Below are 24,678 nucleotides of genomic sequence, written 5' to 3'. Positions count from 1 at the left end.
GATTATATCCCCCCAACAAATCGTCCAGGATTCAGGACTCGATTTGGATCAACCTTTGTTTTGATTCCATCCAGAATAAACTGGTGTGCCTGCTTTTCTCCCCATACATTTACCTTTTTGCGCAGTTCAAGAGGCAGATGCTTAACTACAGCATATCCGTCAAGTTCTTCCGCTTTGTCCCTTAATGAATGGATTGCAGAAGGAATATCTTCCTCTGCTCCCCTCAGCACCACCTGGCTCAGTCCATGCCCCAAGCCGCCATGTGCTTCTATCAGGAGATTATGGGAATCCTGAATGACCTGACACTCTTGCAATATTTTGATAACATTCATATTCACAGTGCCAACCTTCAATATTGCTTCTGTTTGATTTTCATCTTTATTCACTGCACTGCTTGGCGCATTTTCATAAAATTCATTCCAGAATGATTTTGCCTCTTCATTATGGAGAATGTCGAGCCTGATTCCATACGGCTTAAGCTTTTGGAAAAAGTCTTCCTGGTACTTTACGGAGTTTTCCACATCCTCAAAGCTGACCGCAAGTGTGTAAACCTTTTCATTTAAGAGTTTTGCTGATAAGGATGGATTGATCAGCTCCAGAGCAACTGGTTCAATTACGGTATCCAGGAGTTTTACTGCAAAAGTCCTTGCATCTTCGAGACTTTCTTCAGGAAACTTAAGAAGTAAAAGGCTTTCATATTTTGCTATAGGTCGAAGCTTTAATGTGATTTCAGAGATTACACCCAGAGTACCCATTGCCCCGATATACAACTTGTTCATATCATAGCCTGCAACATTCTTTACTACTTTTCCTCCTGATCGGATGACAGTGCCGTCGGGATAAACAAGCCTCAGTCCAATAACTGCATCACGAGCCGATCCATAACCAAGACGTTTTGGACCGCTGTCATTTGCTGAAATAATTCCTCCAATTGACGCCTTGGCAGGGAGAAATGGATCAAGGGCGATCTTTTGACTGAATTCCAGCAGGTAATCCTGGATTTCCTTAAAGGGAGTACCCGGTTTAACTGTAAGCGTCATATCCCCGGGAACATGCTCGACAATGCCTTTGTAGTTTGACAGTGACAACAGAAGATCAGCACTTTCGGTTGTTCCCCCATAACCTCTTTTTGTTCCTCCGCCAATGACGTTTACTTTTTTGCCTGTTTCATTGGCATATTTTAATAGATTCGCAATTTCCTCCTCAGTATTCGGAAATACCGTTAACACCCCTCCATTACCAAAAGGATTCTTATCGTCTCCAGATTCCAATATTTGAGTTTCAGGAAAAAAAGTTTTTATCTCCGTTAAAAGCCCGGCGGTAATCATGGCAGCCCTCCAACTGTTTCTAATTAAGAAACAAAGAAATTTGTATTTTAAGCATTTAAAACCGAACTTGTTTTAAGTAAATCTTCTACATAATCAAGATGTTCCTGCATCAATTGCTTTGCCATTGCAGGCTTTTTATTTTGAAGCATTTGATAAATCCGGTTGTGCTGGTCGGTGATCTCTTCAAAAACTTCCCTGTCCTCTTTAATAAATTGATGAAATCCGATCATCGTTTTTTGCATGGATGCTGAAATGAATTCCAGGAGTTGGATAAGGATTTCATTACCGGCAGCTCTGGCTATGGCCAGATGGAAATTATAATCAGCCTCCCAGCTATTATCATCGCCTCCAGAAAGCAACGCATCCATCAGCTCCAAATCAGCCTCGGAACGATTCTCCGCAGCAATTTCTGCGATACCAGGCTCAAGCAATTTCCTGACCTGAAAAAGCTGGCTGATGTCTTCTGAACTAGGAAGCAAAAGATGGTTGTTAAATAACCTTCCGGAATCGAACTTGCATATGTAGGTACCTTCCCCCTGCTTCACGGTAACGGCACCCTTCCCTTTCAGGGTGGTAATAGCGTCCCGTACCGCTGAACGCCCAACTCCGAACATGTCACAAAGTTCACGGACAGACGGAAGTTTTTCTCCTGGAAGAAATGTCCCTGCTTCAATCATTTTCTCGATTTGCTCCGTAACCGACTCAGACACTTTTTTATTTAAAATCTTCTCTACCTTCACAACATCACCCCCTCCTCATCAGATATCACATATCTGATATGTGTCATACTTAAATATATTTAATCATTAAAATATGTGCGAATCAACAAAATAGTTTGAAAATATTAAAAAATCAAATTTATTAGTTTTCAGGTTATTTCTTTCGATCAATCACCTTAAAAGAATATAAGTAAGAACAAAAAGCGCAAGCGCCTCGTTCAGCGCCGACAAGCGCTGCCGGCCTTATAGCGCCACGTCCTCGCTTTCGGTCGTGCGATGAATCGCTCCGATGCATTCCTAGTCCTATGGCTGGCGGGTTTTGAACATCGTGTGCCACGGAGGGCCTGACGGTCAAGTCGTTCTTTGACTTCATTGGCAGGACACCGAAGCGACTCGAGGGGCTAGGCGCTGGAGCTGGATTAAGACCCCATACATGTAGTTATCCACAACTAGATAATTTTATAATTTCCTAAACAATGAAAAAGGATAGGGTCTATTCCCTATCCTTTCTATGTCATACCTATATCCCATTTAGAAATATCAGCCTATATCATTAATTACTATTTTAATGTTTTAATCAAGAATCGAAATAATCTTTTTCGCAAAAGCAGCAAGCTCTAACCTCTCAAGTGTTTGACAATAGTCAAATTCAATATTTCCAATCGAAGGATCATCTAACCCGTCAAGATACTCCAATACATTAAAATCACTAAACCATTCCCCTCCCTCGGCTTCAGGATGTTTAACGTTTTTCCATACATTTTGAAGTGTAGGGCTATAGATCTTTCTTGCCCCGGGTTTTAGCTTACATGAACTCAATTTAATTTGATATTTCAGCCCTGGGATTCCCTCATGCACATCGTTAAATATATGAGGCCAGTAATCTTTTCTTGAACCCGAATGAGGATGTGCCATTGCCCACTCTTCTACCTTATTCAATATCTCTTTATCAAAAAGGATGGCATAAAGTCTCTTTCCTAATTGGATTCGTTCGTCCAATGATTCAAACTGGTTCACTGTCTGGCCAGCCAGTTTAGTCACACCATAGTCATTGTAGGGGAAAAGAATTTGATTGAAGGACAAAAAATCCTGTAGTTCAAACTCCAGGGTACTGAATACATCTTTGATATAGTTCTGATTTTGAATGACTCTATTTTCGATATAGTTCTGTTCATTGATAATCAGGCCAATTGTGAGCAGAGATGAATTTGAAGATTTCCAGTAATATTCCCAAATCGTCTCAATAAAGATGGAAACATTAAAGTGGGGAAGCAGCCTGAATAACGGTTTTTTCCTTTTAACACTTTCTTCATAAATCAGCAGCTGTGGATAGGCATCATGGAAAATAAGCCAATTCCCTCGTTCCAGGAATGAAAAAAAGGAGCTTTTTTCTTTTTTAGATAACAGCCTTGTTAAAAGCTCTGCTTTTAAATCCGTCATGTTCCATCCGCCATTCCGGGAGACCATATGGGCCAGGAAAGCCCACTGGATTTCCGGGTGCTTTTTATAAAAATCAAGATACGCTTTCGTTCTAGTAATATTGTTCTTGTTTAGTTCCTCGGTTTTAAACTTGATCTCTTGTATGATTTTTCTCTCTGTTTCAGAGGGGTTTTTAGCCAATGTCACTTTTTGCTTTCTCAGCAAACTTTCTTTTAGTACTTCAATAGACGACATTACTTTTCTATTAAAAAAGAATATTGTCCCTTCCCCCTTTTTTCTTAAGGTCTAGATAAGAAGTGTAATTTATATAAAATAAAAAGTTCCTCTTCCATTCTATTGCAGTTTTATTTAATAAATGAGCCAATCACTCAAGAAAGACAGTACCTGCCCGCTAATCTTTTTGATACACCACAAGCGGTAATGCTCAATAAGCAAATACCGCCAAAATTTGATGTGAAACAATAACTATTCAACAAACAAAAAAAGCTTCAATCCTTATGAAAAGGATTGAAGCTTTTTAGTATGATTCCTACTGGGTTCGAACCAGCGACCTCTACCCTGTCAAGGTAGCGCTCTCCCAGCTGAGCTAAGGAATCGTTATCCAGTTTGTCCTGTTTTTAACGAGGACATTTATTAATATATACCGGAATGATTGTAATGTCAATATAATTTTCGTGCAAAAATATCCTAATCTATAATTTTTTAATTGCCTCAATTACACTTTCTATATATGTATTTTCATGAGGAACAAAATCATTCTTGGTCACAATCATGCTATGTAATTTCTTTTCATTATCCCCGCTTACCAGAAAACCTTCTACTATTACTTTCTGTACCTTACCAAACCATAAATTTTCAAAATCAGTCAGTTCTGCCATCATGATCCCCGAGACCTCTTCTGTTTGCAGACTGTAATTATCGAAAGATTGATGTTGATCATACAAAAAAACATGACATAATTCGTTATCGATGAATCCAGGACTGTTCAATGAATCTTTGATAATCCCTAACGAATGCAAATCCTCCAGGGCCAAGTCAATCCCAAGCTCCTCTTTCACTTCTCTTAAGCCATCCACATGACTTTCATTTGCAAGAATATGCCCCGCTGCCGTAATATCCAACAGATTGGGATAATCATTCTTAACTGAACTGCGGACTTGAAAGAAAAGATAGTCCTTGTTGCCTATCCTCTCTGTTAACCAGCAATGAAAGGTTTCATGCCAATGTCCTGCTTTATGTACTTCCGACCTCGTTTCGATTCCTATCCAGTTTCCCTGTTGATCAAAAACCTTAAGCAATTCATTCTCCATCATTACACCTCCTTTCTAAATTATACCATATTTCTCTTCGCAAGATCACGAACAAACGTTCTAAAAAAGATTGAATAAAGAACTAATGTTCGGGTATAATAAGATTAGAAAATATAAGGAGTGAGAGCGCATGAATGCCCTTCTGGAAAAATCGCTTAGTGAAAACCTTCCTGTGGAGATGATTTATCTTGCAGCAAATAACCAAATTACCCAACGGCGGATTATCGTAAAAGAAATGCATGAACGTTATTTTAAAGCTTTCTGTTTTCTCAGAAAAGCAGACCGCCTGTTCAAAAAGGAAAACATACTTTCAGTTATGCCTGAAAAACGCAAGCTTCTTAAATCAAGCTAAAAAAAGAAGCCCTTTAGTAAGGACTCCTTTTACATTTTATTAATTTGCTGCCTTTGGTTTCACTGATTCTTTATCCTTGATCATCAATTGAAGTGCAACAAGCAGGACAAAAAGACCGAGACCGATTATGTCTGTCATACCCTCTGGGTAAATCAGCATAATACCTCCTACAATTCCCAGCACTCTTTCCCACCAGTACAATTTCCTCAGCCAGTAACCGATTATGCCAGCACCAATTGCCAGCATACCTGAAATAGCTGTGAATACCACCCAAATTAATTCTGTCCAGGTTGTATTGATCATCAGGAGTTCAGGAGATAACACGAACATATAAGGTATGATAAAAGCGGCGATCGCCAGCTTGGCCGAATTCACACCAGTACGCAGCGGTTCCCCACCGGAAACTCCTGCCGCCGCAAATGCCGCCAGCGCAACCGGAGGCGTGATATCCGCAATAATACCGAAATAGAAAACAAATAAGTGAGCCGATAAATCTGGAACACCCAACAGGATAATCGCCGGTGCAGCGATTGTTGATGTGATAACATAGTTAGCCGTGGTTGGCGAACCCATGCCTAAAACGATTGCTGCAAGCATCGTCAACATCAAAGTTGGAATCAAGTAACCTCCTGAAAGATCGAGCAAGCCATTTGCAAGCTTCAAGCCAAGGCCAGTCTTAGTAACTACTCCAACAATGATACCTGCAGCAGCTGTAGCTGCCGCTACTCCAAGGGCTGTCCTCGCACCATCAACAAGTGCATCGATCGCGTCTTTGAACCCGATTCTCGTTTCTTTACTGAACGCACTGACAATGACGGTCGATAGAATTGACCATAATGCAGCACGCATGATACTCATACCGCTTACCATCAATATAATAACAATCAGGATAGGCAAGAGCAGATAAATCTTTTTAAGTACTTCTTTTCGATTAGGCATTTCTTCATCGGATAAACCTCTCAGGCCGATCCTTTTCGCCTCAAAGTGCGTCATGATCCAGATACCAGTAAAATATAATAATGCCGGAATGGTCGCTGCCTTGGCAATATCCCAATAAGTTATTCCGCCGCCGATGAATTCAACCATCAGGAATGCTGCCGCTCCCATGATTGGAGGCATTAGCTGCCCTCCAGTTGATGCCGCAGCTTCTACGGCACCCGCGAATTCTTTGCGGTAGCCAAGCTTTTTCATCATCGGGATCGTAAATGAACCCGATGTAACTACGTTAGCCACTGAGCTTCCACTGATTGTTCCTTGCAGGGCGCTGGAAAAAATTGCAACCTTGGCTGGTCCACCAGTACTTTTGCCCGCAACGGCTACTGCGAGGTCATTGAAATATTGACCCACACCCGTTTTTACAAGGAATGCACCGAACAACAGGAACAGGAATATGAATGTTGACGATACACCTAGAGGAGTTCCTAAAATCCCCTCAGTCGTAAAGAACATTGTTTGGACGAGTGATTCCAGGTCGAGACCCCTGTGCGCCAAGAATCCTGGCATATAAGGTCCATAAAGGGCATAAGCCATGAATAAACCTGCAATAATCATGATCGGCAAGCCAACCGTCCTTCTTGTCGCTTCCAGGACCAGGAGGATAGCGGCAATACCAATGTAGAAATCTGTTGGTGTCAAACGGCCGACACGATTAACGAGTTCGTCGATCATCAATGGCCAATAGGCTCCGACAGCAACAGCAATCACAGCCAATAGGAGATCGTACCATGCCACCTTTTTTTCCTTAAGATTCTTCTTCCTTGCCGGAAACAGCAAGAAGATCAGTGCCAGAGCGAATCCCAGGTGGATAGAACGCTGCAGTTGGGCAGTTAGTATCCCAAATATAGAGGTGTATAGCTGGAATACTGAGAAAGCCAGAAGCCCGAAGAAAACAACCCATCCCATCTTGCCTGCCAATTTTCTAGTTGCGGCCTCAGGATCATATTTCTCCAGAAGCTCTTGTTGTTTTTCTTGAGATACCATTTCTTCATTTGTCGTCAAGGATATTCACTCCTTCCAATTGCTTCAATAAACTAATTGCCTCAATCTTTATCCGCACCCGTGAGCCTGGCTCAATCGACTTTGACAACGGGTACGTTATGTCTTCATAAATCAGGGTGTGGTTTGCCCGGACTTGGCCCAGCCGCAAATCAAATTGTGCAAATTCCCTGGTCATATTTGTTATATAGTACTTGCCATCCTTCATTTCAAAGTTCTCACCATCTGCAATTTCTGATGGCATACCGATAGCAAAATCTTCATACTCCAATTCGTATTGTCTGATTTTATGGGTTTCAGTAACTTTGTAGCTTTCAATTACATCCGACAGATGGATTGAATGCTTATACTTTATTTTAAAGGTTTCCCCTGCATTAATTGGTACATAGCAGAGTATATCATTATTTTCAGGTGTAAGAAAAACTAGAGCTTGTTTGTAAGGGATATTGATTACGATCATTGATAAAAAAATGATGAGGGTTAACAGAACGAAGAATTTTGATTTAATCCAGTTTATTTTCATAACACTTGCCTCGCCTGTCCAATTTCTCCGATGGAGTACTTTCTAATGTTTGCGCATTGATTGTTTCTATTTGTAGTTAACGTGCCTAATGTATCCTGACAGCCTTGGCTCTTTTCTTACTCCCCTTAACAGACAATGCGTTATGAATCGTCGGTGAGAAAGCATAACGCGTCTTCTTATAACAGTAAAAAATAGACCGGTTGGAAGTTCGGTCTATCCTGCCTGGGTTCTCACCCGTGTGGTCAGCCTCTTCAGCTTTTTGTGAAAAGATGATTGACCGGACATTGCCCTCATTGGACATTGTCCGGCCATGTTCATATTATTACTGAGCTGCCTTGATACCTTTTTCATCATAGTACTTCTGGGCACCTGGGTGGACGTCAATGCCCACACCGTTAAGTGCATTTTCAGGCTTGATTTGCTTAGCTTTAGCATGTGTTACCTGATCAAGATTCTCAAAAATTGACTTTGTAATGTCATAAACGAGCTCGTCAGATAAATCAGCTTTTACGACAAGCATCGCAAGAACTGCAACTGTTGGCACGTCAGAACCCAGTTTATATGTTCCAGAAGGAACTGCTTCTTTTGCATAGTATGGATACTTTGCGATAAGCTCTTCAGCTTTGTCAGCTTCAATTGGTACAATAACAACCTTTTCTGTTGCGGAAAGCTCTTCTACAGCAGCTGTAGGTGTTCCGGCTGTTACGAAAGCCGCATCGATGTTGCCATCTTTGATACCGTTTACTGACTCATCAAAGCTCAGGTCCTGCTTTTGGATATCATCAAGTGAAAGACCGTGAACTTCAAGAATTTGTTCAGCATTCGCTGCCGTACCTGAACCTGGTGCACCGATTGAGACCTTTTTGCCTTTAAGATCTTCTACTGATTTGATTCCTGAGTTTTCTGTTGTTACGATTTGGATCGTTTCAGGATACAATGTTCCGATTGCTTTGATATTATCAATTTTGTTTCCATCAAACATTAACTTTCCTTCTGTTGCGTAGGAAGCAATGTCAGTTTGGGTGAATGCGATTTCACCTTTATTGTCCTTAATGCTCTGCATGTTTTCTGCAGAAGCTCCTGTTGTTTCAGCATTTGTGCTAACGCCTGTAGCATCAGAGACAATTTTGGCAAATGATCCGCCCAATGGGAAGTATGTACCACCTGTACCGCCAGTAAGGATGCTCATGTATTTTGGTTTTTCTTCAGTTTGTCCTTCTTCGCCGCCCTTTTCGTCAGAGCCGCCTCCGCCACATGCAGCCAGTACCATTGAAAGAACCAGCATCAAGGCTGTGAACAAAAGAAACTTTCTTTTTTTCATCAAAAATCCCCCTTATAGAAATAGAATTGTTCCACATAATCTTACCATAAGACTTCACGCAATTGTCAAACATGTTACTTACTCACCATCTTTCTTTTCCGATACAAATAGATTGCCATAAAAGATTTTTCAAAATACATATGCTAAAATCATTTTGATGGCAAAAGAAGATAATAATATCAGGCTCTCTTCGCAGTGAATGTTGTCTTCTTACCTGTACTTCCCTGCATTCCTAAAAGGTTCGGATCTCTTTTCGAGGAGCTTCTGTACCGGGTAAGTTGTGCAAACAACAAAGTTTGCGGAAAGAGCCTTGTATAAAGATATGGAGGTAAATTAATGGATTTTCCGATGGGCAAAATTGAAGAAATCACACTTCAAAGCAAGGAACTTGGAGAAGAAGTGACCATGCTGGTATACTTACCTGCCAACTATTCTCCATTATATAAATATTCATTACTTATCGCACAGGATGGCAGGGACTATTTCCAATTGGGCCGTATCGGAAGAATTGCAGACGAGCTCCTTGGCAAAAAGGAAATTGAAAACGTCATCATCGTAGGAATACCATATGAATCTGTCGAGGATAGAAGGCGCAAGTATCATCCAAAAGGAGAGCAGCACCAAGCCTATATTCGTTTTCTGGCTCATGAGCTTGTACCATATTTAGACGAACAATATCCTACCTATCAAATGGGAATGGGCCGCGCACTGATTGGCGATTCACTCGCAGCTACAGTTTCCTTGCTAGCAGCGCTTCAGTATCCGCACACATTTGGAAAAGTACTGCTTCAGTCACCTTATGTAAATGAGGAAGTATTTTCGGCAGTGAAGGACTTCCGTCAACCTGAATTGCTCCATATTTACCATACTGTTGGAGATCAAGAAACTGTCGTAAAAACGGCCTCTTCCAAAAACAAAGACTTTTTAACGCCTAACCGGGAGCTTTCGAAGATTTTCAAAGAAAGAGGCTATGGTTATTTTTATGATGAGTTCAACGGCAACCATACATGGACTTATTGGCAGCCAGACCTCAAACGGGCAATAAGACAAGTGTTTTCATAATATATGCTTCTTTATATTATATATTTAGAAAATTTGTTATAATGAATGGTAAATCATAATATAGGTAATCTCAGTTAATCGTTATGCACCAAACTAATGAAACGGGGGTATTGAGATGAAATTCGGTATTGTCATTTTTCCATCAAAGAAAATCCAGGATTTTGCAAATTCAATGAGAAGGCGCTATGATCCTCACTATGCGTTGATCCCTCCTCATGTAACTTTAAAGTCACCCTTTGAAGCAACAGAGGAAGAAATCAAGGAAATTGCGAATAAACTCGATTCAATCGCCAGGAATTTCAAACCAGTCAACATCAAGATCACTAAGATTGGTTCCTTTAAGCCCGTTAACAACGTAATCTACTTGAAGGTTGATTCACCAGAAGAGTTGGAAAAGCTTCATAATGAGCTAAATGCAACATTTGACGGAAATCAAGAGTATAACTTTGTGCCACATATCACGGTCGGTCAGAAAATGTCAGACGATGAACATTCTGATGTATATGGTTCATTAAGGATGACAAAAGTGCAATTTGAGGATACAGCCGACAGGATCCACTTACTGTACCAGCTGGATAATGGTTCGTGGACAGTATATGAAACATTCAGGCTTGGAAAGGAATAATTAAACGTGGAAGTGAAAATTGTAAACAACGAACAAGAATTAGCAGACGCCTTCGAGGTACGCAAGACTGTTTTCATTCATGAGCAGAATGTTCCTGAAGAAGAAGAAATTGACCAATTCGAATCTGATTCTGTCCATTTTGTGTTATATGATGATGGAAAAGCAGCTGGCGCAGGGAGATTTCGTGTATTGGACGGGATTGGCAAGGTAGAAAGGATTTGCGTTTTAAAAGAGAACCGCAAAACCGGTGCTGGTGTAGCCGTCATGAATAAAATCGAGGATTATGCCAAGTCACAAGGCATATCAACCTTGAAATTGAACGCACAGACACATGCCATCCCATTTTACAGCAAGCTAGGATATGAAACAGTATCAGAAGAATTCCTGGATGCCGGTATTCCGCATAAAACGATGAAAAAATCCATCTGAATTTAAAGAAGAAACTCCATTCTTATATGAGTGGAGTTTTTTTAATATCAAAAAAGCACTACAGCTGAGTTTAAATTGACTCACTGTAGTGCCTTCCTTTTCCTGTTAATTCAGCATATGCCTGGCTGACCACTAAAGGATTCACCTTTTTCTTATAAATCCGATCCGTATTAGAGAAGCTTGTATCAGAAACCGCTAGCTGCATGCGTGCGACAGGCTGTTGGTCCTTCCGCTTTTGCAGGGGTCCTACTGCTTGTTCTTGTTGTTCCTGTCCCTTTTCCACCGGATCTTCTTTTCGAATCCTGTTAACTTTTTGAATCATAAATGGATCATAATCGGTCCCAATTTCACGCTCAGCATATTGTATATATTGATAATTTGTCACTGGAAGAATGTATCCCATTTTGATATCCCCCAAGTAATATTATTTATATTCTCACAATATTCTTCTTTTCCTTTTCCCTGTTTATGACCGTATAAAACTACTAATGAATAAATTTTTCCTCGAATCAATCATTGAAATAAGAATTCGCAAAGTGATTAATGGAGCAGAAAACACCTTTTGTTAAAAATCCTATTCTGGTATGATAAAGATTGTGCTATTTTTGGTCGGAGATGAGGGAAAACATGAAAACAGCCAAGTGTAATCATCAGATAATAAGCCTTGATCAATATAACCGTGAGGATTATCAAAAGCTCTATGATGATGGAAAAAAAGGAATGCTTACCTGCTCTGTATGCGGAGGACCTGTACGTCTTTACCTCGGCATCAAGGACAAGCCCCATTTCTACCATCATCTTTCCGCAAAAGAAGATTGCAATGAACAAAATGAATCCTCACCTTCAGTTCAGCCTTCCGATAAGGCAGAATATATCGAACGAAACGGCTTCCGTATCCCGAAGTCCCGCTCCATTACGGCTGAAGCTGAAATAGAAGAAAAGTTTGTATTTCCTCGGGAAGTAAAAATCCCTTCACCTTTTACTCCGCTCCCACCGGCCAAGCCAGGGGTAAAGTTAAACTATTTAAAACAGCTTAAAGAAGCTGGGATCCATTTTGATGGCAACCAGGAAAAAGCTGTTGTTTCTACAGAAGGACCACTATTGATTTTGGCAGGTGCTGGAAGTGGAAAGACGAGAGTGCTGACCGCGAGAACCGCCTTCATGATTGAAGAGAAGAAAATTGATCCAGGTTCTATCATGCTTGTTACCTTCACAGCGAAGGCTGCCGCTGAGATGAAGAAGCGGATTGGCCTATACCCGGGCATGTCCCCCGCTAAGGTCAATCAGCTGATCGCTGGCACCTTCCATAGCATCTTCTACCGAATCCTTTGTTTTCACGAACGTGAAACTTGGTCATCTGACAAGCTTATGAAAAAAGAATGGCAGAGGGAACAGATTTTAAAGGAGGCTGGCCGAAAACTCCAGCTTGATGACAAAGAGTTTGCTTATGACCTAGCTCTCCAGCAAATCGGTTTATGGAAAAACACCATGGTCATGCCACATGAAGTTAAGCCAGAATCTCCATGGGAAGAAAAGGTGGCTTTGCTATATAAAGACTATGAAGCTGCTAAAGACAAGCAAAATTTATTCGATTTTGACGATATGCTTCTCGGCTGCTATAAGCTTTTTAAGGAAAAGCCTGAAATACTGAAAAACTATCAAAATCGTTTTCACTATTTTTTAATCGACGAGTTCCAGGATATAAATAAAGTTCAATACGAACTTATGAAAATGCTATCTGACAAGCATGGAAATGTTTGCGCCGTTGGCGATGACGACCAGTCGATTTATTCATTCAGAGGCAGCGACCCTGCCTACCTGTTCAAGTTTAAGACAGACTTTCAACATACTAATTTAATCATTTTGAACCAAAATTACCGATCGCCGCATGAGATTGTCGAAACAGCAAACACTTTAATCTCAGCCAATCTCACTCGTCATGAAAAAGAAATGCGAGCTCAATTTTCCGGTGAGTGCCCGCCGATTATCTTCCATCCTTATGATGAAGAAGAAGAGGCCACGATGATTCTGACAGATATAAAAGAGCGGATCGAACATGGGGAACGCCCGGGTGATTTCACCATCCTGTTCAGGACTAACGCAGCTAGCCGCGCAGTATTCGAGAGGCTAGCCAATTCAAGCTTGCCCTTCCGTCTTGATCAGGATATTGAGTCATTTTATGAGCGTTTCATGGTAAAAGGAATGCTGGCATTTTTGCGGCTAAGTATGAATCCAGATGATCCTGAGGCAATCAAAAATATACTTCCATCACTCTTTTTAAAGCAGTCGGTTTTCCGAGATTTACAGGCGAATAGCATCCTGAACGATTGTTCTATGCTTGAAGCACTTACTCATGTAAAAACCGGCTTTGCCTTCCAGGAACAAAAACTAAAAAAACTCATTCCGATTGTACGCTCTCTGTCATCTCTATCACCAATTACGGCGATTGATATAGTCGAAAAGGATCTTGGATATCAGGACTTTATCAAAAAGCGCGGAAATGAAGGCAACCAGCTTGAAAAGGGATCGGATGACATCCGGGATTTAAAAGTGGCGGCGCGCAATTTTAAATCCGTTAAAGAATTCCTTGAGCACGCTGACCATATGGCAGCCATGAACCTGGAAATTAAACGAAGCAGCAGGAATCTTACTGACGCCATTACTCTCAGTACGATTCATCGATCCAAGGGACTAGAATATAGAAATGTCTATATAACCGGTACCGTAGACGGAAGCCTCCCTCATGAATATGCCTTGGATGCTTATCGTAATGGAGACCTCCAGCCTCTCGAAGAAGAACGCCGACTACTCTATGTAGCAGTGACAAGGGCAGAAAAGAACTTGTTCATTTCCGTTCCCCAAAGAAGACGTGGAAGAAAAGCTAATCCTTCCCGTTTTTTATCCAATATAAAAAGAAAGATGCCAAATCAGGACCTGGGAATATAAACTCAGGTCCTGATTTGGCATTCAAGAATTACTTCTTGTTAATCATTTTAGAAATCTGGCCAAAGTCGAGCTGCTTTCCATCCTTAACAATGGATTCTACTATCTTGTCTTCCATTTCTTTACTTACTGGCTTGTTAGCCATTTTTGAAACACGGCGGATAACGCCTCTTACAGTTTGCTCATCTTTAAAGTTCGCATTTTGTAATGAATTCGCTAACTCAAATACATCATTCATATTTACGCCAGTCTTTTTTTCTATATTCTTGAAGAAATTATTATCCATATAAATCACGCCTCCTTCTTTAACTACTCTATTGTATGAAGGATGCTGGAAATGGTGAAAGAGAGCTCGTAAAATAAGAAAAGCGCAAGTGCCTTGGTCAGCCCCGACAAGCGCTGGAGGGCCTGACAGTGAAGTCGTTCTTTCACTTCATTGGCAGAACCGAAGCTTCTCGAGGAGTTAGGAGCCGAAGCTAGACAAGCGACTCGAGCTGCTCGAAGCTGACGCTTCTCGCGAGATACTCGCAGAAGCTTTCACAGCGATGAAATCTGGCTAGGCGCTGGAGCTAGACACTAATCTTGGTGCAAAAAGTTTATGCTTTCTTATAAAAGCCAGAAAAAGCTGTTCCGAATGGAACAGCTTTTTCTGCTTTTCTCTTAGTTGTAGAAGCTTGCTCCTACAATAATCAACAAAATGAACAATACGACGATCAATACGAAAGTGGAGCCGTAATAGCCGCCACCGCCGTAGCCGTAGCCGCCGCCGCAAAAGCCACCATAACCGTAGCCCATTCTTCTTCACCTCACTTTTTATTACTCAATAGCAATATATGTGAGGCACATCGAAAATGTATGGGCGAGCCCCCACCCATTTATAATTCATGGGTTAAATATTATCAAAGTCTGGGAAATGGGAGGAAATATGTTCATCATACAGATCAACACTGAGGTTTCCGTTTGAATCCGCTTCTGCATAAAAAACTTGCTGCAGCTTGTACCCTTTATCATGGATTTTTTCAATCAGTGCATTTCTATCGAGACCAGCCCGACTAAGGTTTTCCTCGATTATTTTACCGTCTATCAAAACGGACACCGAGGCAGACTCTTCTTCCATTTCAATTCCGATATCTTCATACTTTACAGGCTGTTTAGCTTTCTTCAATAAAACACTCAATTCTCCATTCGAATCAAGCGAAGCAAACTCAACATCAGCTACCTTGAATACACTCTTCTTGCGGAGTTGTTCCAGGAGTTCATCTATGCTGTATTTCTCTTTTCGCATATTCTTTTCGAGAATATTACCATTTTCAATGAAGGTAGTTGGTTTACCCTCAACTATTTTGCGAAATGCTCTGCTTCTTAAGGATATTGTTGAAATCGCCAAAGGGACAAATGACCAGACAATCAGGCTGGCAATTCCATCCCTCAAGCTCAAATCAGGATCCATCGCTAAAGTACCGGCTATGTCGCCCACAGTGATTCCAACGATATATTCAAAAAATGACAGGCTGGATAACTGCTTTTTCCCAAGAAGCTTTGTAATGATGAATAAGCCTATGATCAGCAAGATGGAGCGTATGATGGTTCCAAGAATATCCGGCATTAGATCATCCCTTGAGACACAGAATCAACCTTTTGGCTTAAAGATAAGAGCGCCGATAAAGCCGAAGATTACAGCAGCCGACATACCGGAACTCGTGATTTCGAACATCCCTGTCAGTACACCTACCAGCCCATGCTGCTCAGCTTCCTGAAGCGCTCCGTGAACGAGCGAATTGCCAAAGCTTGTGATTGGAATCGTAGCACCTGCTCCTGCAAAATCAATTAAAGGTTCATAAAGTCCAAAACCATCAAGGACAGCTCCAATAACAACAAGCAGACTCATCGTGTGCCCTGGTGTCAATTTCGCAATGTCAAACATCAACTGGCCGAATACACAGATCAAGCCTCCGATAACAAAAGCCCAGAAAAACATTGGTAGCAAAGCGATTCCTCCTTTCTAGTTCATTTCAATTGAAACAGCGTGGGCTATACATGGAATGGTTTCATTTTGCTGGAATGAAAGTGGTGATAACAAAGCTCCTGTCGCAACAACAAGTATTTTTTTATAGAGACCCTTTTGCATTTGATTTAATAAATGCCCGTATAGAACGGAAGCCGAACATCCTGCTCCGCTGCCTCCAGATTGGACTGGCTGGTCATCGTTATAAATCATCAAACCACAATCCTGAAATTGTTCCTTCCTTATATCCAGTCCGGACTGCTGCAAAAGCTCGTATGTAGTAGCCTGCCCAATCCTTCCAAGGTCGCCTGTGACAACTAAATCATAATAAGACGGTTCTCGACCCAAATCTTTAAAGTGAGAAATAATCGTATCAGCAGCTGCAGGTGCCATAGCCCCGCCCATATTAAAGGGATCTGTTATCCCCATATCTACTACTTTCCCAATAGTGGCAGAGGTGGTTACGATTTTCCCCTGTTTATTGGAGTTGTCTGTTAAAACGGCAGCTCCTGCTCCGGTTACAGTCCACTGCGCTGTTGGTGGTTTTTGACCGCCATATTCCGTCGGGTAGCGGAATTGTTTTTCTGCCGCCGAATTGTGACTTGATGCACCGGTTAAAGTTTTCTTTGCTCCCTGGTAGTTCACAATAAATGATGCAAGCGCAAGGCCCTCCATTGAGGTAGAGCAAGCACCGAAGATGCCAAAATAAGGAATTTCCATCGTCCTTGCAGCAAAACTGGTCGGCGTGATCTGGTTTATTAAATCCCCTGCAAGCATGAATTGCATATCCTCTTTATTGAAATTTCCTTTATGCAACGCAGATTTGATTGCCTCTTCCAGTAAAACTCTATGTGCTTTCTCGTATGAATCTTCCCCCATCCACAAATCGTCATGAAGGACATCAAAGTCAGCAGAGAGTTTTCCCTCAGCTTCAAAAGGACCACCGGATGAGCCCCATGATTCGATAACTGGCCGGTTCGCAAATTGCCATGATTGCTTTCCAATCAACATTTACAGCACCCCCATCATCGTCAACAAAGTTTTTACGAGTGCGACGACAAAAGCTGAAAAGACACCAAATAAGATTACTGTCCCTGCCAGTTTAAACATATTTCCACCGACACCTAGGACAAAGCCTTCAGTTCGGTGTTCAATCGCTGCCGAGATAACGGAGTTTCCAAAGCCAGTCACCGGTACGGCACTTCCCGCCCCTGCGAATTGACCGATACGGTCATAAACACCAAATCCTGTCAACAGCATGGAAATGAAAATCATCGTAGCAACTGTCGGATTACCAGCTGTTTGTTCAGTAAAATTAAAAAAATATATATAAAAGTAGGTTATTGCCTGACCAATCGTACAAATCAATCCACCAACCAAAAATGCTTTGATGCAATTTTTTACTACCGGACGTTTAAGCTCATGTTTCTGTTCGAGCTGCTGATACTGTTGCTGCTCAGGTGTCATCTTTTGCTTTTGTTTATCCCCCATTTCACCCATCCTTTCTTAAGTCAACTCTTTTTTCAACGATATAATCCGCTGTAATTGTTCCTCTGCTTTCTTATCCGGAAAGGACGGGTCTTTCATTCTCTCCCGAAGCTCTACCGCCTCAATAAAAATCTTATAATCACTAGAAACAATGAAGTCATCATCAGGGTAATTCTTTTCAAGTTTCTTATTGATTTCTTTCTCGATGCGCTTCATGCCGAAGCGCTTCAAATGCTTGACCTTATATGCAACTAATATTTCTTTTTTCCCTACAATGACCGCAACATCATATATTTCATCAAGTGCAGCGATATCCTTCTTGACCTTCTTAGCCAGTTTGAGATCCTTTTCATCCAAATCATTTGTCGCTCCTGGATCAGGATTGACTGACTGAATCATCGATGCTCTGCTCTCCGGAGAAGTTTTACCAAAAGAAGTGCAGCCAGCAGTACCACTGCCTAGCAAAATTATAATCGCCAAAATCTTTACAGCATGTTTCATATTCATCATTAATCCCTTCCTATGGTTCATCTGATAAAATTATTTTCCACGTTTAAAACCCAATTTATGAATTTTTTAGAGTGAGTTTTATTTCCAGTTAATGCAAATAGCTTTTGAGCCGTCTTTGCGCTAAAAAGCTTTGATAGCCATAATAAGATTTTTTAAGTACTTCCATCTCAAAAACCATCCTCATTGGTCTCTATAGAATTCCCCATTCAACGTAATCTACAAAAAAAAATAACGCCTGCCAATAAAGTTTGGCAGACGCTGCTTTTATGCTTGTTTTTTCTTTTTACCGCAGCCACAGCCACGTTTTTTTCGCACTCGGCGGGTTGCGGCATTACTTTTGGATACAGTTGAACCCTTGGTGCTTTTCGTTTTTTGTTTTTCCTCCATTATTACAACCCCTTCATTAAAGAGTCCATACGATAGTTTATGAACAAGAATCCGAAGGGGTTCTGGACGGACTCACTAAGTTTATATGTCAGTCTTTTATAAAATGATGCTGGATAACCGAGGCGATTCCTGCGATTGCCAGCACAGTGATGACTGGCATTGCTAGCTTCGGTAACAATGCAAAGCCAGCATACAGGAAAGAAGCTGACCAAATACCAGTGCACCAGTGGCAGCTTAATAGCTCGCCAATCCAATACCTGAGCCCATCTCCCTTTATTTCTATATAAGTTTCCGTACTTCCATCCTCAAGCGTTTCAATAATCGTTTCATGGAAAGGTTCACGCAGGAATTCAGTTATTGTATCGTACACAATCAGCCTGGTCAGACGAAAGCTTGCAAAAACAAGAAGGAATAAATCTAGCCAATTCTCCAATCTTTACACCTCCCAGTTTGATTCATTTCATTTTATGCATGATAAATACCTATGTATAGGCTTGAGCCTGTCCGCTCCTGTCATCATTTTTTTATGGGAATCCTGTTCAAAATTAGACAAACACCCACACCATTGGGAGGGCGATTCATATTCTATTAAGGACAATAGGTCATATCAACTAAAAGGAGATGAATATTTTATGGGTTGCAAAGGTAGAAATCGTGATGACGACAACTGTGTATGTGAAGTACTGAGAGCAGTTGCGGACGCACAAGACGAAGTAGATGGCGTGGATACTGATTGCGACGTTAGCTGCGACAGGTCGATTCGAGAGCTACTTGCAGGCGCACAAACACCAACGAACGATTTAGATACAATTCCACTAATTCTTTACTGTGGAGACTGCGTACCTTTTGAAGGCTTTGGTACACGTATCAGGCCAAACAGCGAAGGCACAAGACTAGATTGCTTTAAATCATTCTTCTTCAGGGTAACTTCTGTAGATTCCGATTGCTGCGCTAAAATCGAATTGCTGACTACACGTGGGGACAGAGGCAAAAGGTTTGATGATCCATGCGATCAGCTTCAAACTGGCGGCTCCCGCAATGAATTCTTCAGAACTGGAATTTGCTTAACAGTTGACCTTGATTGCTTCTGTGCAGTAACATGCTTAGATCCAGTAGCTGCATTGCCTTTATCTAGTCTTCCAGGTCCATCTTCAGCAGAATAATCATGTAAGAAAGGGGCTTACCAGGATGGTAAGCCTTTCCTTACAATCCAAGCCTTTTTATATCAACCAAATCTTCTACTGGGATACTGACACTTTTCTTTCGCGGACTGATCGAATGGATCATCAATGCTCCGCCTTCCATTGACATAAAATACCCTTTGTACGTTCTTCCAACCGTAACGAATTCATATTTCAACTTCGCTACAGCGGCAGGGACAAGCTTTAAATGTCTAATCTTTTCTTCAATGGTATAATCATGAAAGTTCTTTTTCTTTTTAACCTCTTCATTTTCGATTATTTCTGCGGATTCCGCATGGCCTTCTACTTCGTCGGTTACGATGTTGTCTTCAGGCAATACTTCATCTTCAACAATCTCATCATCCTTATAGTTAAAACTTTTTTGCATATTAGGCTGAGGAAATTCAATATTTGGTTGATTAATGTAAAACAAAGGTGATTGTTTCCGATTGCGTTTCCTTCCCATATGGCACCTCCATTACTTCACTCTTTTTATGTTTATGCGTTTGCCTAAAAGTAGGTGCCTTTTTACCAAAGTATGATTTCGTAATCTTTATTGGTTTCTCCATCAAAATAAAAACAGCTTGTAGGTAAGGCTTTTGCTAATTTTTTAGATCTTCGGGTATATCCTTGAAAAAAGCCGCGAATTTTAAAAATATATAAAAAAAGACTTATATGAAAAACAATAATCAATTTAGGTAACCCAAAAAGAAAAAGCCCGCAAATGTGCGGGCCTTGATGCTATAAAATATGGAACCCAGAGTCAACGTGGATATTTTCGCCAGTAATGCCTCGTGACATGTCACTGAACAGGAATACTGCTGTGTCACCGACTTCTTCAGGTGTGGTATTGCGGCGCAGCGGAGCTCTTTCTTCGATTTCCCTCAAGATTGAATTAAAGTCACTTACACCTTTCGCAGAAAGAGTACGGATTGGTCCGGCTGAAATTGAGTTCACGCGGATATTATCCTTCCCCAGGTCAGCTGCAAGGTAGCGGACGCTTGCATCCAGGGATGCTTTTGCAACTCCCATGACATTATAATTCGGAATCGCCCGTTCTCCTCCAAGGTAAGTCAAAGTAACAATACTTCCGCCTTCTTGCATCAGTTCCTTCGCTTCCTTCGCAACAGCAGTCAGTGAGTAGGCGCTGATATTATGAGCTAACAGGAATCCTTCGCGTGTTACATTCATATAGTCTCCCTGGAGTTCCTCTTTGTTCGCAAATGCGATACAGTGGGCAACGCCAGAAATTGTGCCAACAGCTTCTTTTACCTCTTTGAAGCATTTTGCGACATCTTCATCGCTCGTAACATCGCATGGCAATACTAAATAGTTTTGATCCAATGATTCAGCAAGCTCGCGGACACTTTTCTCCAGGCGCTCTCCTGCATAAGTGAAAATTAAATTTGCTCCTGCATTGTGAAGTGACTGTGCAATTCCCCAGGCAATGCTTCGTTTATTGGCAACACCCATTACTACGTATGTTTTTCCGTTCAATGAAAGAGTCATTTTTTACCGTTCCCCCAATGTTAATACAAGTTATTAGTACCTAGTGCTAATTCTACACTATATTTTTAAATTTGAAAAGAAAAACCCGCCGGGAAGGCGGGTTTACTTTTAATTAACACCAGAAACAGAATTCAAGCTCCCGTTTCAATTCATCTACATATTCTTTTGATCCGGTCACAATCAAACGGTCATTCAGCTTTAACTCTGTATCTCCGTGAGGCACAATCGATTCATTCTCACGCAGAATACGGACAAAAATGACATCCCCGGTGAATGGGAAGCGTCTTAGGCTCATACCGTCAAAGTGATCATTAAGCATCCTGATTTCATGGAGTGAATTTTCCTGGTTGGTCAGGATGGTCATGACTCCAGGCGATTCAATCATTGCTCGAAGCAGTGATTCAGTTGAACGAAGGACAGAGAATACTTCAATACCCTCTTCCTGGGCTTGTTCGGCAAGATCCGGACTTTCGATCCTGGCGATGACACGCTCGATTCCTTGTTCTTTCGCACTAACAGCAATCGTAGAGTTCAAATCTGGATCCCCGGTGGATATCACGATGATATCGGCATTATAGACCTCATGCTTTTCCAGGGTTTCAATATCGTAATTTTCCATTTCAATGATATCAAAGACTGAGTCAGCAATCTGTTTTTCTGCTTTTTCCTGTTTCGTATGAAAAATAACGGGCTCATACAAGGAGGATTGCAGCGCTCGAGAGACAGGAAGCGTCATCTGATTGGCACCAATGAATGCCACCTTGACTTTAACTTCCTCTGCCTTTTCCTCCGGAAACAGCTTCTTAAATAAAATCGGTGTCAAAACACTCGAAATTACTGCAACTAATATTAATGTCCCGCTCATCTGCGGTGTAATCATTTCCATACGTTCACCGATTGTAGCGGCCGCAATAACCAATGAAAGTGTAGATGTCAGCAGAAAGCCTGCTGCCAAAACTGTTTTTGTGTCATACCATTTTTTCAACAGATAGACTGGAATCAGTTTTGATAAAAATAGTGCCAGGAGTAACAGCGGAATCAACATTAGCAGTTTTTTCTCACTGAACAAGGACCAGATATCAAGTTCCACACCAACCATAACGAAGAAAATCGGAATAAGGAATCCATAGCCGAATGAATCAAGTTTATGGACCATTTCCTGGTCGGGGGCGAGCAATGAAACAAGCACACCTGCCAGGAAAGCGCCAAGGATATTTTCGGCACCTACTGTTTCAGAGATGGCAACCAGAAGAATGATCAGCGCAAATACGGCACGAGTACCAATTTGCGTGGTTCCAGTGGATAGCGCATCGATGAAGGTCCTATTTTTGAAGACCCGCCCGATAAAGTACAAGCCAACTCCTGCTGCGAACAACACTAACAGCAGCCATGTATTTCCTTCTCCTCCGTCATAAAGAGAGACAAAGACTGCTAGCAGGATCATTGTTGCCAAATCTGCGATAACCGCAACCAATAAGATCGTCTGCCCAATATTCGTCTTCATTAAATGGGCATCCTTCAAAGTAGGGACGACGACACCCAAAGAAATCGTCGAAATGATCAATGTCATCAAAAAGACGTTCTCAATGAAGCCAGCAAGTACAAATAAATAGGATAATCCCAATGATACAATGAATATGCCAACAAAGATAATGGAAGCAACTACAAATGTATTTGGTTCCTTTTTATCATTTGCCTTCTTATTATTGGTCTTCTTGTTTCCCGAAAAAGCTGAGAAGTCGATTTCCAGTCCACTCAAGAACATCAGGAACAAGAAGCCTAATGTAGACAGGGTTCCAAGCCAAGCATCTTCATGTACAATATTGAAGCCGCTTTTACCGATGATCAAACCCATGATGATTTCGGCAACGACGACTGGTATGAAATTCAATTTTAAACGGTGAAGTAAAATTGGTGTTAAAAATGCAACTATAATGACGATTACAAGCGAAGTAATCGAAGCATGATGTTCCATCCTCATCCCTCCTTTATTTAGTAAGATAACTCATGAAAGCAGTAGCAATTCCAAAATAAACTAAGATACTAATAATATCATTTATAGTAGTGATAAACGGGCCGGATGCTACAGCCGGGTCAATTTTTAACCTGTGCATGATCAAAGGTACCAATGAACCGGCAAGTGTGGCGATGATTAACGTAATAAAAATTGATATTCCGACTAGAACGCCTAGAAATAGCTCTCCCTGCCAAAAATAAACGATGAAAGTGACCAAAATTCCGCATATCGCTCCTGTTATAAAGCCAGTTCCAGCTTCCCTGAGGATAATGCTCACTTTGCTTTCTTTTTCAAGGTCACCTGTCGCAATCCCTCTGACGGCTACGGCAAGAGCCTGAGTACCCGTATTTCCTGCCATTCCGGCGATCAGCGGAATGAAAACCGCTAATATCGCTACTTTATTCAATGTTTCCTCAAACCTTCCAATCAAGCTTGCTGTGAACATGCCCAAAAAGAGAAGGATAATCAGCCATGGAAGCCTCTTTTTCGCAGCCGCAAGCGGGTTTCTGTCTACTGTATCAAGATCAGCAATACCAGCTAGCTTTGAATAGTCATCTGACGCCTCTTCTTCCATAACGTCCATGATGTCATCCACAGTGATAATACCGAGAAGATGGTTTTGAAAATCGACGACCGGAAGAGCGAGGAAGTTATAATCTCTCATCATCCGGGCGATCTCTTCCTGATCCTCTCCAACAGAAACGGATACAACACGGTCATTCATAACCTCAGCAATCATTGTTTCATCATCAGCAACAATCAGGTCACGCAATGAAATAACACCCGCAAGTCTTTTATCTTCATCGACAACAAAAATATAATAAATTGTTTCCGCCTGGGGCGCTTCTTTTTTTAAGATATACATAGCCGACCTGACAGTCTGGTTGGCAGAAATCGCAATGAATTCTGTCGTCATGATACTACCGGCTGTGTATTCCTCATAATGAAGCAAGTCCTTGATTTCCTGTGCTGCTTCTTCATCCATGATCGTCAAATAACTGACGACCTGGTCTTTATCAAGCTCATTCAGGACATCGACCGCGTCATCAGCATACATATTTGATAGCATATCTGCAGCATAATTAGGATTCATTTGGGCGAGTACATCTTTAAAATCCTCTTCATCTGATTCCAGATTCTCAAATAAGTCGGCCATTTCTTCAGGTGACAAGAAGTTATACACTTTCGCGCGCTCTTCATCATTCAGTTCACCGAAAAAAGCTGCCTGGTCGTACGGATGCAACTCTAAAAATTCATCACGGAAATCATCAATTTTCTCAGAGTAAAGTGCTTCCATCAGCAGCTCAGTATTAATTTGCTGCTTAGATGCCGATTCTTGACGTTCTTCAGACATCCACCTTACCCCCTTTCTTCTATGTACATTCCATTATACTAGCATTTATTGATTTCTTTGTCTTTTATCTTCTCTTTTTCAGTGTAAACATATTGATGAACCTTCTGATTGTAGTAACTTTTATCCAGCCTTTCTTTATAGGCAAAGAACAAAATCTCTTCTATATAACATTCCCTTTTT

27 protein-coding genes and 1 tRNA gene are annotated in these 24,678 nt (G+C 41.3%); 6 read left to right on the top strand and 22 right to left on the bottom strand.

Annotated features, from left to right (window positions below):
* Window positions 1–2: 2 nt before the first annotated feature.
* The 5 genes from DYI25_RS01690 to DYI25_RS01670 form a co-directional block, all read right to left on the bottom strand.
* Window positions 3–1,328: an FAD-binding oxidoreductase gene (locus DYI25_RS01690; RefSeq protein ID WP_213366270.1), complete on the bottom strand. Its 1,326-nt coding sequence runs from the start codon at window positions 1,326–1,328 to the stop codon at window positions 3–5.
* Between the two features lie 47 nt (window positions 1,329–1,375).
* Window positions 1,376–2,068, bottom strand: a complete 693-nt coding sequence (locus DYI25_RS22710; protein ID WP_213366267.1) for a FadR/GntR family transcriptional regulator — start codon at window positions 2,066–2,068, stop codon at window positions 1,376–1,378.
* 552 nt (window positions 2,069–2,620) lie between these two features.
* Entirely contained in the window at window positions 2,621–3,721 is a 1,101-nt protein-coding gene (locus DYI25_RS01680; RefSeq protein ID WP_213366264.1) for a DUF2515 domain-containing protein, read from the bottom strand.
* Between the two features lie 289 nt (window positions 3,722–4,010).
* A tRNA-Val gene (locus DYI25_RS01675) sits at window positions 4,011–4,083 on the bottom strand.
* 96 nt (window positions 4,084–4,179) lie between these two features.
* Window positions 4,180–4,800 (bottom strand): NUDIX hydrolase, encoded by a 621-nt coding sequence (locus DYI25_RS01670; RefSeq protein ID WP_249745210.1) that lies wholly within the window; start codon window positions 4,798–4,800, stop codon window positions 4,180–4,182.
* 127 nt (window positions 4,801–4,927) lie between these two features.
* Between DYI25_RS01670 and DYI25_RS01665 the strand changes: the two genes are divergently transcribed.
* The gene (locus DYI25_RS01665) at window positions 4,928–5,149 is read left to right on the top strand and encodes a hypothetical protein (protein ID WP_213366261.1); all 222 of its coding nucleotides are present in this window, start codon (window positions 4,928–4,930) and stop codon (window positions 5,147–5,149) included.
* Window positions 5,150–5,188: 39 nt separating this feature from the next.
* Here DYI25_RS01665 and DYI25_RS01660 read toward each other — a convergent pair whose 3' ends face one another.
* The 3 genes from DYI25_RS01660 to DYI25_RS01650 all read right to left on the bottom strand — a co-directional run bounded on the left by DYI25_RS01660 (window position 5,189) and on the right by DYI25_RS01650 (window position 8,988).
* Entirely contained in the window at window positions 5,189–7,129 is a 1,941-nt protein-coding gene (locus tag DYI25_RS01660; protein WP_213369333.1) for a TRAP transporter permease, read from the bottom strand.
* 4 nt (window positions 7,130–7,133) lie between these two features.
* Entirely contained in the window at window positions 7,134–7,667 is a 534-nt protein-coding gene (locus DYI25_RS01655; protein WP_213366258.1) for a DUF1850 domain-containing protein, read from the bottom strand.
* 322 nt (window positions 7,668–7,989) lie between these two features.
* Entirely contained in the window at window positions 7,990–8,988 is a 999-nt protein-coding gene (locus DYI25_RS01650) for a TAXI family TRAP transporter solute-binding subunit (protein ID WP_213366255.1), read from the bottom strand.
* A 336-nt stretch (window positions 8,989–9,324) separates the two neighbouring features.
* Here DYI25_RS01650 and DYI25_RS01645 point away from each other — a divergent pair, with 336 nt between their 5' ends.
* From DYI25_RS01645 to DYI25_RS01635, 3 genes are all read left to right on the top strand, one after another.
* Window positions 9,325–10,050: an alpha/beta hydrolase gene (locus DYI25_RS01645; RefSeq protein ID WP_213366252.1), complete on the top strand. Its 726-nt coding sequence runs from the start codon at window positions 9,325–9,327 to the stop codon at window positions 10,048–10,050.
* Window positions 10,051–10,165: 115 nt separating this feature from the next.
* Window positions 10,166–10,675: a YjcG family protein gene (locus DYI25_RS01640; RefSeq protein ID WP_213366249.1), complete on the top strand. Its 510-nt coding sequence runs from the start codon at window positions 10,166–10,168 to the stop codon at window positions 10,673–10,675.
* A 6-nt stretch (window positions 10,676–10,681) separates the two neighbouring features.
* A complete protein-coding gene (locus tag DYI25_RS01635) occupies window positions 10,682–11,104 on the top strand; it encodes a GNAT family N-acetyltransferase (protein ID WP_213366246.1) in 423 nt (140 codons plus the stop codon).
* Between the two features lie 70 nt (window positions 11,105–11,174).
* On the opposite strand, the gene DYI25_RS01630 is transcribed toward DYI25_RS01635, so the two are convergent.
* A complete protein-coding gene (locus tag DYI25_RS01630; RefSeq protein WP_213366243.1) occupies window positions 11,175–11,507 on the bottom strand; it encodes a hypothetical protein in 333 nt (110 codons plus the stop codon).
* A 224-nt stretch (window positions 11,508–11,731) separates the two neighbouring features.
* Here DYI25_RS01630 and DYI25_RS01625 point away from each other — a divergent pair, with 224 nt between their 5' ends.
* Complete coding sequence (locus DYI25_RS01625) at window positions 11,732–14,050, top strand: UvrD-helicase domain-containing protein (protein ID WP_213366240.1); 2,319 nt, start codon at window positions 11,732–11,734, stop codon at window positions 14,048–14,050.
* 28 nt (window positions 14,051–14,078) lie between these two features.
* Here DYI25_RS01625 and DYI25_RS01620 read toward each other — a convergent pair whose 3' ends face one another.
* From DYI25_RS01620 to DYI25_RS01585, 9 genes are all read right to left on the bottom strand, one after another.
* Window positions 14,079–14,333 carry a stage VI sporulation protein F gene (locus tag DYI25_RS01620; RefSeq protein WP_023615234.1) on the bottom strand — a complete coding sequence of 85 codons (255 nt, stop codon included), beginning with the start codon at window positions 14,331–14,333 and terminating at the stop codon, window positions 14,079–14,081.
* A gap of 374 nt (window positions 14,334–14,707) precedes the next feature.
* On the bottom strand, window positions 14,708–14,842 hold the full coding sequence (locus DYI25_RS01615) for a YjcZ family sporulation protein (RefSeq protein ID WP_167833794.1): 135 nt from the start codon (window positions 14,840–14,842) through the stop codon (window positions 14,708–14,710).
* A 94-nt stretch (window positions 14,843–14,936) separates the two neighbouring features.
* Window positions 14,937–15,653 (bottom strand): DUF421 domain-containing protein, encoded by a 717-nt coding sequence (locus DYI25_RS01610; RefSeq protein ID WP_213366238.1) that lies wholly within the window; start codon window positions 15,651–15,653, stop codon window positions 14,937–14,939.
* Between the two features lie 24 nt (window positions 15,654–15,677).
* Window positions 15,678–16,034: a stage V sporulation protein AE gene (gene spoVAE, locus DYI25_RS01605; protein ID WP_213366235.1), complete on the bottom strand. Its 357-nt coding sequence runs from the start codon at window positions 16,032–16,034 to the stop codon at window positions 15,678–15,680.
* Window positions 16,035–16,049: 15 nt separating this feature from the next.
* The gene (gene spoVAD, locus DYI25_RS01600; RefSeq protein ID WP_213366232.1) at window positions 16,050–17,063 is read right to left on the bottom strand and encodes a stage V sporulation protein AD; all 1,014 of its coding nucleotides are present in this window, start codon (window positions 17,061–17,063) and stop codon (window positions 16,050–16,052) included.
* Window positions 17,064–17,543, bottom strand: a complete 480-nt coding sequence (spoVAC, locus tag DYI25_RS01595; RefSeq protein WP_213366228.1) for a stage V sporulation protein AC — start codon at window positions 17,541–17,543, stop codon at window positions 17,064–17,066.
* Between the two features lie 15 nt (window positions 17,544–17,558).
* Window positions 17,559–18,050, bottom strand: coding sequence for a YhcN/YlaJ family sporulation lipoprotein (locus DYI25_RS01590; protein ID WP_249745209.1), 492 nt, complete (start codon window positions 18,048–18,050; stop codon window positions 17,559–17,561).
* A gap of 264 nt (window positions 18,051–18,314) precedes the next feature.
* Window positions 18,315–18,437, bottom strand: coding sequence for a hypothetical protein (locus tag DYI25_RS22535; protein WP_274609481.1), 123 nt, complete (start codon window positions 18,435–18,437; stop codon window positions 18,315–18,317).
* Between the two features lie 88 nt (window positions 18,438–18,525).
* On the bottom strand, window positions 18,526–18,870 hold the full coding sequence (locus DYI25_RS01585; protein ID WP_213366225.1) for a DUF1360 domain-containing protein: 345 nt from the start codon (window positions 18,868–18,870) through the stop codon (window positions 18,526–18,528).
* Window positions 18,871–19,069: 199 nt separating this feature from the next.
* On the opposite strand from DYI25_RS01585, the gene DYI25_RS01580 reads away from it, so the two are divergent.
* Entirely contained in the window at window positions 19,070–19,600 is a 531-nt protein-coding gene (locus DYI25_RS01580) for a CotY/CotZ family spore coat protein (RefSeq protein ID WP_213366221.1), read from the top strand.
* 40 nt (window positions 19,601–19,640) lie between these two features.
* On the opposite strand, the gene DYI25_RS01575 is transcribed toward DYI25_RS01580, so the two are convergent.
* The 4 genes from DYI25_RS01575 to mgtE form a co-directional block, all read right to left on the bottom strand.
* Entirely contained in the window at window positions 19,641–20,084 is a 444-nt protein-coding gene (locus DYI25_RS01575) for a CotO family spore coat protein (RefSeq protein WP_213366218.1), read from the bottom strand.
* Between the two features lie 275 nt (window positions 20,085–20,359).
* Complete coding sequence (gene fabI / locus DYI25_RS01570) at window positions 20,360–21,127, bottom strand: enoyl-ACP reductase FabI (protein ID WP_213366215.1); 768 nt, start codon at window positions 21,125–21,127, stop codon at window positions 20,360–20,362.
* Between the two features lie 112 nt (window positions 21,128–21,239).
* A complete protein-coding gene (locus DYI25_RS01565; RefSeq protein WP_213366212.1) occupies window positions 21,240–23,102 on the bottom strand; it encodes a monovalent cation:proton antiporter family protein in 1,863 nt (620 codons plus the stop codon).
* A gap of 13 nt (window positions 23,103–23,115) precedes the next feature.
* Window positions 23,116–24,441, bottom strand: a complete 1,326-nt coding sequence (mgtE, locus tag DYI25_RS01560) for a magnesium transporter (protein WP_425374507.1) — start codon at window positions 24,439–24,441, stop codon at window positions 23,116–23,118.
* Window positions 24,442–24,678: the final 237 nt, after the last annotated feature.

Origin of the sequence: Mesobacillus boroniphilus (assembly GCF_018424685.1) — a bacterium.
Classification (GTDB): Bacteria; Bacillota; Bacilli; order Bacillales; family Cytobacillaceae; genus Mesobacillus; species Mesobacillus boroniphilus_A.
Note: the sequence above shows the minus strand (reverse complement) of the source record. Positions and strands in the feature narration are given on the sequence as shown.

What these genes read in the sequence shown, in the direction of transcription:
- DYI25_RS01665 (WP_213366261.1), top strand. Translation starts at nt 4,928, where the DNA reads ATGAATGCCCTTCTGGAAAAATCGCTTAGTGAAAACCTTCCTGTGGAG.
- DYI25_RS01580 (WP_213366221.1), top strand. Translation starts at nt 19,070, where the DNA reads ATGGGTTGCAAAGGTAGAAATCGTGATGACGACAACTGTGTATGTGAA.
- DYI25_RS01590 (WP_249745209.1), bottom strand. Translation starts at nt 18,050, where the DNA reads ATGATGAATATGAAACATGCTGTAAAGATTTTGGCGATTATAATTTTG.
- DYI25_RS01670 (WP_249745210.1), bottom strand. Translation starts at nt 4,800, where the DNA reads ATGATGGAGAATGAATTGCTTAAGGTTTTTGATCAACAGGGAAACTGG.
- fabI (WP_213366215.1), bottom strand. Translation starts at nt 21,127, where the DNA reads ATGACTCTTTCATTGAACGGAAAAACATACGTAGTAATGGGTGTTGCC.
- DYI25_RS01565 (WP_213366212.1), bottom strand. Translation starts at nt 23,102, where the DNA reads ATGGAACATCATGCTTCGATTACTTCGCTTGTAATCGTCATTATAGTT.
- DYI25_RS01660 (WP_213369333.1), bottom strand. Translation starts at nt 7,129, where the DNA reads ATGGTATCTCAAGAAAAACAACAAGAGCTTCTGGAGAAATATGATCCT.
- mgtE (WP_425374507.1), bottom strand. Translation starts at nt 24,441, where the DNA reads ATGGAAGCACTTTACTCTGAGAAAATTGATGATTTCCGTGATGAATTT.
- DYI25_RS01645 (WP_213366252.1), top strand. Translation starts at nt 9,325, where the DNA reads ATGGATTTTCCGATGGGCAAAATTGAAGAAATCACACTTCAAAGCAAG.
- DYI25_RS01650 (WP_213366255.1), bottom strand. Translation starts at nt 8,988, where the DNA reads ATGAAAAAAAGAAAGTTTCTTTTGTTCACAGCCTTGATGCTGGTTCTT.
- DYI25_RS01610 (WP_213366238.1), bottom strand. Translation starts at nt 15,653, where the DNA reads ATGCCGGATATTCTTGGAACCATCATACGCTCCATCTTGCTGATCATA.
- DYI25_RS22535 (WP_274609481.1), bottom strand. Translation starts at nt 18,437, where the DNA reads ATGGAGGAAAAACAAAAAACGAAAAGCACCAAGGGTTCAACTGTATCC.
- DYI25_RS01615 (WP_167833794.1), bottom strand. Translation starts at nt 14,842, where the DNA reads ATGGGCTACGGTTATGGTGGCTTTTGCGGCGGCGGCTACGGCTACGGC.
- DYI25_RS01655 (WP_213366258.1), bottom strand. Translation starts at nt 7,667, where the DNA reads ATGAAAATAAACTGGATTAAATCAAAATTCTTCGTTCTGTTAACCCTC.
- DYI25_RS01625 (WP_213366240.1), top strand. Translation starts at nt 11,732, where the DNA reads ATGAAAACAGCCAAGTGTAATCATCAGATAATAAGCCTTGATCAATAT.
- DYI25_RS01680 (WP_213366264.1), bottom strand. Translation starts at nt 3,721, where the DNA reads ATGTCGTCTATTGAAGTACTAAAAGAAAGTTTGCTGAGAAAGCAAAAA.
- spoVAD (WP_213366232.1), bottom strand. Translation starts at nt 17,063, where the DNA reads ATGTTGATTGGAAAGCAATCATGGCAATTTGCGAACCGGCCAGTTATC.
- DYI25_RS01620 (WP_023615234.1), bottom strand. Translation starts at nt 14,333, where the DNA reads ATGGATAATAATTTCTTCAAGAATATAGAAAAAAAGACTGGCGTAAAT.
- DYI25_RS01640 (WP_213366249.1), top strand. Translation starts at nt 10,166, where the DNA reads ATGAAATTCGGTATTGTCATTTTTCCATCAAAGAAAATCCAGGATTTT.
- DYI25_RS01690 (WP_213366270.1), bottom strand. Translation starts at nt 1,328, where the DNA reads ATGATTACCGCCGGGCTTTTAACGGAGATAAAAACTTTTTTTCCTGAA.
- DYI25_RS01630 (WP_213366243.1), bottom strand. Translation starts at nt 11,507, where the DNA reads ATGGGATACATTCTTCCAGTGACAAATTATCAATATATACAATATGCT.
- spoVAC (WP_213366228.1), bottom strand. Translation starts at nt 17,543, where the DNA reads ATGGGGGATAAACAAAAGCAAAAGATGACACCTGAGCAGCAACAGTAT.
- DYI25_RS01575 (WP_213366218.1), bottom strand. Translation starts at nt 20,084, where the DNA reads ATGGGAAGGAAACGCAATCGGAAACAATCACCTTTGTTTTACATTAAT.